15 protein-coding genes and 1 pseudogene are annotated in these 12,000 nt (G+C 67.0%); 3 read left to right on the top strand and 13 right to left on the bottom strand.

Annotated features, from left to right (window positions below; all coding sequences use genetic code 11):
- The first annotated feature begins 167 nt into the window (after nucleotides 1-167).
- Nucleotides 168-350 carry a hypothetical protein gene (locus Q7W02_09410; GenBank protein ID MDO8476393.1) on the top strand — a complete coding sequence of 61 codons (183 nt, stop codon included), beginning with the start codon at nucleotides 168-170 and terminating at the stop codon, nucleotides 348-350.
- Nucleotides 351-490: 140 nt separating this feature from the next.
- Here the strand turns inward: Q7W02_09410 and Q7W02_09405 are convergent, their stop codons facing one another.
- The 5 genes and pseudogenes from Q7W02_09405 to Q7W02_09385 form a co-directional block, all read right to left on the bottom strand.
- Complete coding sequence (locus Q7W02_09405; GenBank protein ID MDO8476392.1) at nucleotides 491-1,417, bottom strand: VOC family protein; 927 nt, start codon at nucleotides 1,415-1,417, stop codon at nucleotides 491-493.
- Between the two features lie 3 nt (nucleotides 1,418-1,420).
- The gene (locus Q7W02_09400) at nucleotides 1,421-2,047 is read right to left on the bottom strand and encodes a DsbA family oxidoreductase (GenBank protein ID MDO8476391.1); all 627 of its coding nucleotides are present in this window, start codon (nucleotides 2,045-2,047) and stop codon (nucleotides 1,421-1,423) included.
- 286 nt (nucleotides 2,048-2,333) lie between these two features.
- On the bottom strand, nucleotides 2,334-2,555 hold the full coding sequence (locus Q7W02_09395; GenBank protein MDO8476390.1) for a CDGSH iron-sulfur domain-containing protein: 222 nt from the start codon (nucleotides 2,553-2,555) through the stop codon (nucleotides 2,334-2,336).
- 342 nt (nucleotides 2,556-2,897) lie between these two features.
- On the bottom strand, nucleotides 2,898-4,142 hold the full coding sequence (gene chrA / locus Q7W02_09390; GenBank protein MDO8476389.1) for a chromate efflux transporter: 1,245 nt from the start codon (nucleotides 4,140-4,142) through the stop codon (nucleotides 2,898-2,900).
- A gap of 106 nt (nucleotides 4,143-4,248) precedes the next feature.
- A pseudogene (locus tag Q7W02_09385) lies at nucleotides 4,249-4,536 on the bottom strand (PadR family transcriptional regulator).
- 179 nt (nucleotides 4,537-4,715) lie between these two features.
- Here Q7W02_09385 and Q7W02_09380 point away from each other — a divergent pair.
- Nucleotides 4,716-5,096, top strand: a complete 381-nt coding sequence (locus Q7W02_09380) for a hypothetical protein (GenBank protein ID MDO8476388.1) — start codon at nucleotides 4,716-4,718, stop codon at nucleotides 5,094-5,096.
- 223 nt (nucleotides 5,097-5,319) lie between these two features.
- The gene (locus Q7W02_09375; protein MDO8476387.1) at nucleotides 5,320-5,628 is read left to right on the top strand and encodes a YbhB/YbcL family Raf kinase inhibitor-like protein; all 309 of its coding nucleotides are present in this window, start codon (nucleotides 5,320-5,322) and stop codon (nucleotides 5,626-5,628) included.
- 210 nt (nucleotides 5,629-5,838) lie between these two features.
- Here the strand turns inward: Q7W02_09375 and Q7W02_09370 are convergent, their stop codons facing one another.
- From Q7W02_09370 to Q7W02_09335, 8 genes are all read right to left on the bottom strand, one after another.
- Nucleotides 5,839-6,567, bottom strand: a complete 729-nt coding sequence (locus Q7W02_09370; GenBank protein ID MDO8476386.1) for an amino acid ABC transporter ATP-binding protein — start codon at nucleotides 6,565-6,567, stop codon at nucleotides 5,839-5,841.
- Nucleotides 6,568-6,578: 11 nt separating this feature from the next.
- Nucleotides 6,579-7,268 (bottom strand): amino acid ABC transporter permease, encoded by a 690-nt coding sequence (locus tag Q7W02_09365; GenBank protein MDO8476385.1) that lies wholly within the window; start codon nucleotides 7,266-7,268, stop codon nucleotides 6,579-6,581.
- A 1-nt stretch (nucleotide 7,269) separates the two neighbouring features.
- On the bottom strand, nucleotides 7,270-7,938 hold the full coding sequence (locus Q7W02_09360) for an amino acid ABC transporter permease (GenBank protein ID MDO8476384.1): 669 nt from the start codon (nucleotides 7,936-7,938) through the stop codon (nucleotides 7,270-7,272).
- A 31-nt stretch (nucleotides 7,939-7,969) separates the two neighbouring features.
- Nucleotides 7,970-8,788 (bottom strand): transporter substrate-binding domain-containing protein, encoded by an 819-nt coding sequence (locus Q7W02_09355; protein MDO8476383.1) that lies wholly within the window; start codon nucleotides 8,786-8,788, stop codon nucleotides 7,970-7,972.
- Nucleotides 8,789-8,803: 15 nt separating this feature from the next.
- Nucleotides 8,804-10,156, bottom strand: coding sequence for an aminotransferase class III-fold pyridoxal phosphate-dependent enzyme (locus tag Q7W02_09350; GenBank protein MDO8476382.1), 1,353 nt, complete (start codon nucleotides 10,154-10,156; stop codon nucleotides 8,804-8,806).
- A gap of 693 nt (nucleotides 10,157-10,849) precedes the next feature.
- On the bottom strand, nucleotides 10,850-10,957 hold the full coding sequence (locus Q7W02_09345; GenBank protein ID MDO8476381.1) for a twin-arginine translocation signal domain-containing protein: 108 nt from the start codon (nucleotides 10,955-10,957) through the stop codon (nucleotides 10,850-10,852).
- A gap of 328 nt (nucleotides 10,958-11,285) precedes the next feature.
- Nucleotides 11,286-11,738, bottom strand: coding sequence for a CBS domain-containing protein (locus tag Q7W02_09340; protein ID MDO8476380.1), 453 nt, complete (start codon nucleotides 11,736-11,738; stop codon nucleotides 11,286-11,288).
- 78 nt (nucleotides 11,739-11,816) lie between these two features.
- Nucleotides 11,817-12,000: ketopantoate reductase C-terminal domain-containing protein (locus tag Q7W02_09335; protein ID MDO8476379.1), on the bottom strand; the 184-nt coding region annotated here is incomplete at its 5' end.

Genomic DNA, 12,000 nt, shown 5'->3' with positions numbered 1-12,000 from the left:
CGCGGGTGCGCAGCTCGCGGGCCACGTGGTCGCGATCTACCGAAACGACCGCAGTTGGCTGCGGTAGCGTAGCGAGCTGCTGTTCCAGGTCCTTTCTGCGGGTCTCCTCAGCACGGAGCGCAGTGAGCAGGGCCTCAGGGGCCGCGTCACCTGGGCTCCCATGCGCGATGGCATCGGCAAGCCACTGCTCCCGACGCCTGGCCTCCGCGCTCCTCGCCTATCACCGAGAAGCCCAGGGCATCGCGCACAATGCCTCGAACCGCGTCCTCAACTGCGAGATCCGTCGCCGTCGTCACATCGCGCGCGCCTTTGGAGGTGATGTCTTCCGCGCCGACCCGGCGCCGAGCTAACTGGAGCGCTCGCTCAACTGCGTCAATAGCCACGAGGGTCTCGGGACGAAACCCGTCAGTGGACTGCGTCATCGCACGCACACCGCGAACCGGCGGGCCGGGCACGAAGAAGCTGGTCAATGGCGGGGCGCCATGGCGACTTAGGCGATCTCGACCAGCTCCAGCGCTTCGCGGCTCGGCCCCTCGATCATCACCGCGCGGGTGTCGCCGAGCTCGTAAGGCTCTCCGAGAAACGTGACACGCTCGCTCCGCAGTTTGGCGACCCAGGCGTCGAGATCGGCGACGCTGAGCGCGATGTGGTCGTACAGGTGCCCGCGCGAGCTCACGAGAGGCCGGTCGCTCTGACGCACGTACCACGGCAATGCCACGTCGCCGAACACGACCGCGGCCGACGGCGCGCGGAACATCCCGTCCCGGTCGAGCGCCGGCCAGGTGCGATCGGGGCCGCGCGCCACCTTGCAGGTGGCTTCGGTCAGTGGCGTCTGACTGGTGCGCCCCGCGAAGACCGGCGCGTTGAGGTGCTTCTGGTACCAGAGCTGCGCGCAGAACGGATCGTCCTGGTACATGTGCACGTGGTTGAAGCGCTCGGCCGGATGGTTGCCGGCGTATTCCACGAGCGCATTGTCGGGACCCCGCATGTAGCCGAAGCCGCCCGTGCGGGTCGGCTGGACACCGATAACCTTGGCCTCCGCGATCTGCGCCTTCGTCAAGCCGGGCGTGCGGCCGGCGCTCGGCCAGGTGTCGCTACTCATGAACACCGACCCGCCTTCATCCGTGGTGTAGAGAGGCAAGAGCGTGACGTCCGGTCGGCTCTTGTACGATTCGAGGCTCGCGCGCGCGTCCGTGGCATGCCAGCCGAAATGCCAGATCGCGCTCTGCGGCGACGTCGCGGGCGCGGTGGCGACCCGGCTGAACAGGACCAGGACGTCGTTCGGTGCCGCGAGCGCCGGCAGGCCGCCCCAGCTCGCCTTCGCGGAGGTCGGAAACTGCCGGACATAGAAGTCGATCGCGGCATCGGGATCGACGGAGTTCAGGTGGAGGTGATGGAAACCCGGAGCCGGAAGCATTGCTTATCCCTCTCTCTTTTCTTGCGTCGCGGCCTGTCGCACGAGCTCCTCCAGCGCCTCGTACGGCTGCGCGCCGACGACGCCGGAGCGACCGGCGACGAACGTCGGCACGCCCGTGACGCCGTACCGGCGCGAGAGCTCCCAGTCCGCGTCGACGGCGGCCTTGAAGGTCCGCGTCTCCAGCGCCTCGCGCGCGCCGTCGACCGACAGGCCCACCCGCTCCACGATGTCCAGGAGCACCGCGGGCTGGGAGATGTCGCGCGCGTCCACGAAGTAGGCGCGGAACAGCGCGTCGTGGATGGCTTCGCCACCCGACTGCGTATCCGCCCACTTGCCCAGCTCCTGGGCCAGGCGGCTGTTGTACGTCATGGTCCGCTCCCCGTAGGGGAGACCCTCGGCGTCCATGCGCGCCTTCATCTGCGCGTGCATGGCCTTCCGGTCCACCTTGCGCCCCGCGAACAGATCGTCCAGCGAGCGGCCTTCCGCCGGCGTGTCCGGGTGCAGTGGAAAATGCACCCACTCGACCTGCACGTGGTGCTCGGCCTTGAGCTTCTCAATACGCACGGTACTGAGATAGCACCAGGGTCACACGTAGTCGGAGAAGATCCTCATTATCACTGGTTCGGCCATGACGCCTCCTGTCTTCAGCGTACCTTGACGAGCTTTTGTAAGCTTTGCAGCCCGGGCGGGTGGGGCCGGCCCGTGAAGCGATTGCCCCAGTTGGTGAACGATACCTCGCCGACGTAGATATCGCCGCGCGAGTCGACGGCGAGACCGTGCGGTGAGATGAACTGGCCGAGCTCGAGCCCGGCCGGGCGCTGGCCCAGCCGCGCCAGTATCTCGCCCTTGCCATTGTAGATGCTGATCCGCGACCCGATGTTGGCCCGCTTTGGCTCTAGGAGTACGTTTCGAGGACCTACTTTTTCTCTTGGGCGACGGCCGCTTCAGCGGCCTGGAAGCCGATTTTGCTGTGGGTGCCGTCACAGAACGGCTTGGTGACCGACGCACCGCAGCGGCACAGCGCGAACCGGGGCCCCCGCCCGCTCGTGTCGATCTTGTTGCCGTTAACATCTACTAACTCGACCTCGCCTTCCACCAGATACGGGCCGTTGGGCCTGATGCTGATCTTGACGGCCATCGACGCACCTCCTCACAAGGTTTGAAGTTCGCCACACCATAGCACAGAGGTCACGGCCCGGCGCGGATCCGTGGGCGATTCACCCACATGAACGCCCCAGCCTGTGGGACCGTCCGAGATGAGCGAGCGGAAGCGTCGGGCGCGGGGTGGTGGGGTTCGATGCGCGCGCGCGCGTTTCGTACGTAGTTCGTGCACAGAGGATACGAAGAGGGCCAGCGGCTAACGTTCTCTCAGCCCTCGTCGTGATTCGGCTTCGGTTGGTTGCGGGCCCCCGCGACCAGCTAGGTCAAGGGGTTAGGGAATTCTCCCTAACCCCTTCTGCTATTTTGTTCGCCGTCAGTCTCAGCGGACCGCAGCGATCGCCGAACCGCCCGCCGCGGCAAAGGCGACGACGAGCCACGGCGGCATTGCCCAGAGAGTGAGCAAGCCGAAGGCGGCCAAGGCGAGGGCGAAGTCGGCGGGTGCATGGATCGCGCTCGTCCAGACCGGATGATACAGGGCGGCGAGGAGCAAGCCGACAACCGCGGCGTTGATCCCGCGAAGCGCCGCCTGGAACGCGGCCCGGGTGCGGAGGACGTCCCAGAACGGTAGAGCGCCCACGACCAGCAGGAAGGATGGGAGGAAGATCGCGATCAGGGCAAGTGCCGCTCCAGCCCAGCCGTTCGGCCGAGATTGCATGACCGCGCCCAGGTACGCCGCGAATGTGAAGAGCGGACCTGGCACCGCCTGGGCCGCGCCGTATCCGGCAAGGAACTGTTCGTTCGACACCCATCCCGGCGGCACGACTTCCGCGTGGAGCAGGGGCAGCACGACGTGCCCCCCGCCGAAGACCAGCGAGCCCGCTCGGTAGAAACTGTCGAAGACGGCAAGCGGGGGAAAGGGCGCCAGATAGCGGAGCACGGGCAGGGCCACGAGTAGCGCGAAGAACATGATCAGCGCGCCGATCCCCAGTGGGCGCCCGAAGGGGACTCTCACGTGGGGGGCGCCCATCCCACCGGATCCCGGGAGCAGGCGCAACCCGACGATTCCCGCCAGCGCGATCACCAACACCTGTCCACCCGCTGCTGGCCAGGCCGATACGGCCAGCGCGGCCAGAATGGCCATCGTCGCGCGCTCGCGGTCGGGGCACAGCGACCGGGCCATTCCCCAAACCGCCTGGGCCACGACGGCGACCGCAGCGACCTTCAGGCCATGAAGCCACCCAGCCTGGGAGAGATCCATTCCTCGAATGCCGAGGCCAAAGAGCACAAGCGCGATGGCCGACGGAAGCGTGAAGCCAATCCAGGCGGCCAGCCCACCGAGCAGTCCGGCGCGAAAGATCCCGAGGGCGATGCCGACCTGGCTGCTCGCGGGGCCCGGCAAGAACTGACAGAGCGCCACAAGATCACCGTAGGTCTGGTCGTCCACCCACCGGCGGCGCACGACATACTCATTCCGGAAGTACCCGAGGTGGGCCACCGGACCGCCGAAAGACGTGAGCCCCAGCCGTGTCGCTGCCGCGAGCACCTCGAGGGCGCCGTGCCAGCGGCCTGCCGCGCGTAACTCCGTACCCGCGGGTCCCTCCGTGGGGTCTTGAGGCGGCCCCATGCTATGATGCGACTCTCTTCTTCGCACGTGCCTTCCGCCTCGACGGACGCTCACTCGGCGATCTGACTGGCCCGCCAGCCCGCGAAGAGTCGTCTCGCTGTTCCACGACTTCCCGGACAAGCTCAACGATCTGGCGTCGGCTTTGATCGAGGGCGTGGCGCCCCGACCTCGTGGCTGAGTAGTATTTCCGCATCTTGCCCCCTACGACCTGATCCTTCCGGACCAGATATCCAGCTTCTGTCAAGCTGTGCAGGATGGGATACACGGTGCCGGGACTCAATCGGTAGCCGTGACACCGCAGCTCCTCGATGAGCGAAAGACCGTAGAGCGGCTCTTGCGCCGCATGATGAAGAATATGGATCTTGATGAAGCCGAGGAAGAATCCCCGCAGCATTTCGTGACTCGAGAGTGTATTTCCAAGGGTCGATATCGTCAAGCGATAATATTGCTCGTCGTGAGTGTCCAGTGCACACCGAATGCTGGGGGAAGATGCTCGAGCTCAAGCGCCCCTGGAGCGATGGGACAGCCTAGCTGCTCTTCGGGCCGGTGGAGTTCCTGGAGAAGCTGGCGGCCTTGACGCCGCGGCCCGCGATCAACCTGGGGCTCTCTCACGGGGTGCTGGCCCCCCGCGCGCGCTGGCGTCCGGCCGTCGTCGCCTATCGCTGCACGGAGCGTGACCGGGCGGCGGATCCCCGCACGGGGGGCGCGGGCGCACCCAGGCCCCGCTCCTGGACGTGGGCTCTGCTGATGCGCCGGGCCGTCGACCTGGACGTCCTGCGCTGTCCGCGCTGCGCCGGGCGGATGCAGCTGATCGCCACGATCGACGACCCCGCCGTGATTCAGCGGATCCTCGCTCATCTCGGGCTGCCCGGTGCGCGGGAGGATCCACGGTCCCCGTTGCCCCTGACTGCGGCAGGCGCCGAGCAGCCGGCACTTCCCGGCGTGACTGTCTAGACGGTGCCGTGGGTCCGGGCAGCCGCGGACGTCTGCCCTGCTGGTGCCTGATGGTCCCGTGGAGGGCGCCCACCCTGTGATTCAAGACCCCGATTTGACCGCTGATCCCCGCTCTGGCAGGATCGGCGCGAGGTGGGAGGAGGTTTATCCGCGCTGTGACAAGGCAGGCCCCGAGGGAGGACCCTCGGGCGAGGCGGGCCATGTCTGAGAACGGGTTTATGTTATCTACGCTCACTGGGTCGTCGTCAACATTCCGCCGGGCGTGACGGAGCTACCGCTCGACGCCGGCAACCCCGCGAGCGGCAAGCTACCGGCGGGCGCGCTGCAGGTGCGAACCGACTTCGGCCGGCCCAGCTATGGCGGGCCGTGCCCGCCGCCGGGCGACCATCCGCACCGCTACCTCTTCACCGTGTTCGCCGTGTCGATGGACACCCTGCCCGTCACGGCCGACACCTCGGCCGCGGTCGTGAGCTTCTACCTGAACTTCAACACGCTGACCAAGGCGTCGTTGATGGGCCTGTTCAAGCGCTGAAGCGACGGTGGCGGCACGCGGCGAGATCGAGACCTACGCGCACGAGGGCCGCCTCCACACCGACCAGCGCCGCCGAGAGCACACGCGCGAGCACGCCGCGTTGTTGGGACCGCGCCCACCCACGTCAATGTCGCGGATCGGATACTGCCCGGGAGCGAGCGCGAGCGCGCCGGGACGGCGACGGCAGCCCGTGACGCCCTCGCGCCGCCGTCAGTGGCTCAGGATCTTGCTGAGGAAGAGCCGCGCGCGGTCGCTCGCGGGATGCTCGAAGAACCGGGCCGGGGGCGCCTCTTCGACGATGCGCCCCTCGTCCATGAACGCGATGTGGCTGGCCACGCGCTTCGCGAATCCCATCTCGTGCGTGACGACCACCATCGTCATGCCTTCCCGCGCGAGCCCGACCATGACGTCGAGCACCTCGTTGATCATCTCGGGGTCGAGGGCGGACGTCGGCTCGTCGAAGAGCATGATCTTGGGCTGCATCGCCAGCGCGCGGGCGATCGCCACCCGTTGCTGCTGACCGCCGGAGAGCTGGGACGGGTAGGCGGTTTCCTTTTCCGGGATGCCGACCTTGGCGAGCAGATCGCGCGCGATCTTCGCCGCGTGCGCGGCGGGCAGCCGCCGGACGTTCCGCGGCGCCAGTGTGATGTTGTCGAGCGCCGACATGTGCGGGTAGAGGTTGAACTGCTGGAACACCATGCCGATCTCGGCGCGGAACCGCGGGACGTCCAGGTGCCGGTCGAGCAGGCGATGGCCGTCGACCACGATCTCCCCCGACTGGACGGACTCAAGGCGATTGATGCAGCGGATGAGCGTGCTCTTGCCGGAGCCGCTCGGCCCGCAGATCACGACGACCTCGCCGGCCGCGATCTCTAGATCGATGTCCTTCAGGACGTGGAAGGCCCCGAACCACTTGTTGACTCCCTTGAAGCTGATCATCGCGCGGGTCGTCATCGAGAGACCGCCATGGTCGCGAGCGTGGCCCGCGGGTGATCGGGCCCGCCGAGACGGCGCTCGAGCGACCGGGAGAGCGACGTGAGCGGAAAGCAGATGAGGAAATACATCACGAGCACGACGAAGTAGAGCTCGAAGGTCCTGAACGTCCGCTCGATCGTCTCTTGCGCCGCCCGCGTCAGCTCGAAGACGCCGATGATCGCGGCGATCGACGTGTCCTTGATCAGGATGGTGCAGAGGCCGACGAACGGCGGCAGCATGCGCCGCAGCGCCTGCGGCAGGATGATGGACCGCATCGCCTGCGCGTACGTGAGGCCGGTCGACACCCCCGCCTCGAGCTGGCCGCGCGGGATCGATTCGATCGCGCCGCGGATGACCTCGGCGAGATTCGCGCCCATCCACAGCGTCATCGCGAGCACCGCGGACAGAAAGACCGGGGTCTGGACGCCGAGCGCCGGCAGCCCGAAGAAGATGAAGAACATCTGGAGCAGGAGCGGCACCGAGCGCACGCCTTCCACCACGCCCGTCATGAACCGCTGGAGCGCGATCACGGGAAAGACCCGCAGGAGGCCCCACGTCAGACCGAGCACGGTGCCGGTCACGAGGACCGTGCCCGACAGCAGGAGCGTCGCCCGCACGCCCTCGAGCAGGTAGGGAAGACTCTGGAGGATGACCTGCCAGCGCATGTCAGGCGAGGGACTTCTGTAGGCGATGCTCCACGAGCGCGAGGCCCCGCGAGAGCAGGAGAATGATGACCATGTAGTAGACGACGGCGGCGCCGTAGACTTCGAACGAGCGGAAGTTGTTGAACGAGATGTCGTTGGCGACGAACATCAGCTCCACCATCCCGATGGCGGAGACGAGCGAGGAGTTCTTCACCAGCGAGACGAGGTTGTTGCCGAGCGCGGGGAAGGAGATCCGCAACGCCTGCGGGACGATGACGTGCCGCGCCTCCTGCCAGACGGTCAGGCCCGTGGACCGCGCCGCCTCGCGCTGGCCGCGCGGCACCGCCTCTAGACCGGCGCGGAAGACTTCCGCGTTGTAGGCCGCGCTGTACAGCGTCAGCGCCAGGAGTCCCGAGGCGAAGGCCGGCAGCTTCACGAGGACGAGCGGCAGGCCGAAGTAGATGAAGAAGATCTGAATCAGGAGCGGCGTGTTTCTGAAGATCTCGACGTAGACGCTGACGGCCCACCGGCCGACGCGAAGGGATCCCTGCGATGTCAGGGCGAGGGCGAGCCCGACGACCAGGCCGAGCAGCATGGCCAAGAAGGAGATGCCGATGGTGAGCGCCGCCCCCTCCGTGAGATAAGGCAGCGCCTTCCAGACCTCGACGAAGTGGAACTCGTAGGCCTTCACCGGCGACGCGCTCCCGGCATGCCGTGCGGTCTTACGGCTTCACGAGGCTCGCTTCGAACTCCGTGAGGTGCTTCTTCCAGATGCGCTCGTACGTGCCGTCCGCGCGCATCCGCTTGAGCTGCGTGTTCACCCAATTGATGAACTCCACGTCGCCCTTCCTGACCGCGATGCCGTACCCGCGCGGGTAGAACGGCTTGCCGGCGGCCCGCATGTCAGGATTCTCCTTGGCGAGCTTCAGGATGAGGATGTCGTCCTGGACGAACGCGTCGGCGTGGCCGGCCTTCACGGCCAGCACGGCCTCCGTGACCTTGCCGTACTTCAGCCGCGTGGCCTGCGGCGCCAGCTCGGCGAGGTCGGCGTCGGTGATGGCGCCCTGGATGATCGCCGCCTTCTTGCCGTTGAGGTCCTTCACGTCGTTGATGGGGCTCGCCTTGGGGACGAGGATCAGGGCGCCGGACAGGAAGTAGGGCTCGGAGAATTCGACCACCTTCTTGCGCTCGTCGTTGATGGTGACGGTGGCGACGATGATGTCGATCTTCCCCGACTGGAGATACGGGATGCGGTTGCCGGAGGTGACGGACACGAGCTCGACCTTGCTGGGGTTGCCGAGCATCGCCTTGCCCAGCTCGTAGGCGACGTCGATGTCGAACCCGGTGTTCTTGCCCGAGGCGTCGACGGAGCCGAAGGGCGGGAAATCGGTCTTCACGCCCACGATCATCTTGTCGCGCTTCTTGATTTCTCCGAGCGTGGACTGCGTCTCGCCGGCGGGCGGCAGCAGCAGCGCGCCGGCGAGGGCGACGAGGGCGGCAAGAGCGGGGACCCGCGAGAACCACCGGCAATCGGTCGGCATGGTCGGCCTCCTCAGCTATCCGATGAGACGTTCGTTCTGGAGATCGGTGAGCGCCTGATCGAAGGCCGTCACGGTCCGCTCGACATCCGAGCCGGTGTGCGCCGATGACAGGAGTCCGGACTGGCGCATGGTGTCGACACCGTTGAGCAGCATGGCCATGCGGAAGGCGTGCACGGTCTCCGTCTTCGCGCCCTTGAGGATCGCGGCATCCACGGCGAACGCGTCGAACTGCTTGGCCGACGCCACCACGCCGTGATGATCCAGGCAGAGGTGGAAGCTCGACACGTCGCCGTAGGCGGCCATCGGCAGTCCGTGCCGATCGATGGTCGCGTTGAGCGCCTCCCGCAGCGCAGCTCCGCGGGCGGCCGCCTGCGCGATGGCGGTGCCGTCGGCGATGGCCTCAAGGGTCGCGATGCCGGCGGCGGCCACGATGGGGCTGGCGCTGAAGGTCCCGCGGTGAGCGACGCGACGGTACCGGTTCCGCTCGGCGTCCGCGGTGTACGCCAGTTGGCCCATGATGTCGGCGCGTCCGGCGACGGCGCCGGCCGTGAGGCCACCGGAGACGATCTTGCCGAACGCGGCCAGCTCCGGCGTGACGCCGTAGTACTGCTGCGCGCCGCCGACGGCGTACCGGAACCCCGTCACGACCTCGTCGAAGATCAGCGGGATCCGGCGCTCGGTCGTCATCTGGCGCACCTGCTTGACGAACGCGGGACGGATCGGGATCGTGCCGAACGACGCGCCCGACGGCTCCAAGATCACGCCGGCGATATCGTCACGGGCCAGGAGCGCGGCGAACGCGTCGGCATCTCCCTGCGGGCACAGCAACACCTCCTGCGGCGTCATCTCCGGGAGCCCGATCGTCGGCGGCGTGTCGAAGGGAAGGTCGACGCCGAGCATGAGCGTGTCGTGCCAGCCGTGGAAGTGGCCGGCGAACTTCACGATCTTGCTGCGGCCGGTGAAGGCGCGCGCCAGGCGCGTCGCCAGGTGGACCGCCTCCGATCCCGAATTGGTGAACCGGACCTGGTCCGCACAGGGCACGAGGCGGCAGACCAGCTCGGCCCACTGCACTTCGAATTCATGACAGCCGCCGTAGTGCAGGCCCAGCTCGGCGTGGTCGCGCAGTGCCTTGACGACGGCGGGATATCCGTGGCCCAGGATCAGCGCGCCGTGCCCCATCCAGTAGTCGATGTACTCGCGCCCGTCGACGTCCCACTTCCTCGAGCCGAGGGCTCGCGAGAAGTACGGCGGGAACGGCCGCATGAACCGGCCGTCGTGGGTGATGCCGCCGGGGATCACCGCTTGCGCGCGAGCGGAGAGCTTCTCGGAGCTCGCGAATTGCCGCTCGAAACGACTGCGCAGACTCATGACGGATTCTCCCTCTGGATGATGGACGGGCTCGGCGACGGGGATGATACCACGCTCGCGGAACCGAAGGAAGTCCGTCACCACCTCAGCCCATAGGAAACATTAACGCCAGTTCGCATCACGCGGCCCCATGCAGCGGGCATCCAGGACCCTCTGACAGACCCCAGCGTCGTCGAGCCGCCGGCCCCGGAGCTGTCCGTCTTCAGCGCCTTTGGGACTTAGTGAGGCTGCGCGAAACCGATAGGTCGCCAGTCAGCTCGCCCCGGGTGCCCTGCATGGCTGCGGCTCGATTGTAGCGAACCCGCTGGGCCAGGGTCCGGCTCTTTTGGGCCGGCGGAGCGTAGATAGCATGGCTCTTCCGGGTTCTGTGTGGGTGACCCCAAGCTGTAGCGATCAACGGTTCTGCGTGTCCCGGGGCCGGCAGGCGGTCAGCTGTCTGCGGCGGTCGGCGGCGGCCCCGGCCTGTACTGACGCGGGGAAACGAGCACGGCGACGTGACCATGAGTGCGGCGGCTCCAAGGGGCTGGCGCTAGACGAGCGCCTCAACACTAGAGAAATCAGGGGCTCGGAACGATGAGCCCGACCACAACAGGTAGGACCGACCCACACGAAACCCGGAAGAGCCGATAGCATAAAACCCATTGTCAGTCATGGCCCGCCTCGCCCGAGGGTCCTCCCTCGGGCCCTACCTTGTCAGTAGCCGATGCGCCACACCTTCCCCGCCTGCTGCACCTCGGCGCCGAGCGGCGCAGCAAGGAGCACCGCACCCGTGCCAGCCAGAAACGTGCGACGGTCTATCACTCGGTCCTCTCGCAGGTTGTCTGCGGATCGTGGACTATAGGGGCGTGGGGCAACCAGATCGGGTCCTGTGACAAGGCAGGCCCCGAGGGAGGACCCTCGGGCGAGGCGGGCCATGTCTGAGAACGGGTTTATGTTATCTACGCTCCCAGCACGGCCACCTGCTGCATGCGCGTGTGCAGGTCGCATCCCACGAATGTCATGGCGTCGGCCCCCTTTCTGGGAGCGCTGTCGCCCATGGCGAGCATAGCAACAGCGCGAGACCGTTCTCATGACATCAGTGAGGCCACACGTGGGTTCATGTGATTTCAAGACCTGATCCCCAAGGCGCTTACTGCTCCTCGAGTTGGTCTCGCAGAGCCCGAAGGACGTCGATGTAGCTGACGATGCCCACCACGGCCCGAGTGTCCGGATCGATCACCGGGAGCGCGCCGACCCTGGACTCGACCAAGAGATCTATGACATCGCTCAGCTCGGTCTCCGGCTGCACAAAAATCACGTCCGTGCTCATGAGGCCGGCGATGGGCGTGCCGAGATCCTGGCCGGCCGCGCCCGCGCCTTCTGCCATGAGCAGGCTGGCGATATCCACGCGGGCGAGATCACGATCGCTCAGCATGCCGACGAGCGCGCCGTCCTGGATGACCGGCACATGGCGGATCTCCAGCTCTCGCATCAGATCCCAGGCCTCAGCGAGGCTGGCCTGGGCGGTCAATGTCGCGGGATTCTCAGTCATCAACTCGCGTGCCGTCACGAGATCCTCCTTGAGCTTCCGGGATTCTTCCATCCATCGTCTCGATCGCAGTCGGCTTCCATCCCCACACGCCGCCCGGACTCGGGCGAAGGCCCTGCGAAACGCAGGCGCCTACTGCGGCACCAGGGCCCAGAGGGGGTCGAGGTTCTTCGGATCGGGCTTGAGGAGGCCGACGCCGGGGGCGTTGACCAGCTCGACGATCTTGTCGTTGAAGGGCGTCTTGACGCCGACCTGCCTGCCCTGCTCCGAGACGTAGCCGTTGAGATAGTTGATCTCGGTGCGGCGCCCCTTCATC

It is taken from the genome of Candidatus Rokuibacteriota bacterium (genome assembly GCA_030647435.1).
Classification (GTDB): Bacteria; Methylomirabilota; Methylomirabilia; order Rokubacteriales; family CSP1-6; genus AR37.
Note: the sequence above shows the minus strand (reverse complement) of the source record. Positions and strands in the feature narration are given on the sequence as shown.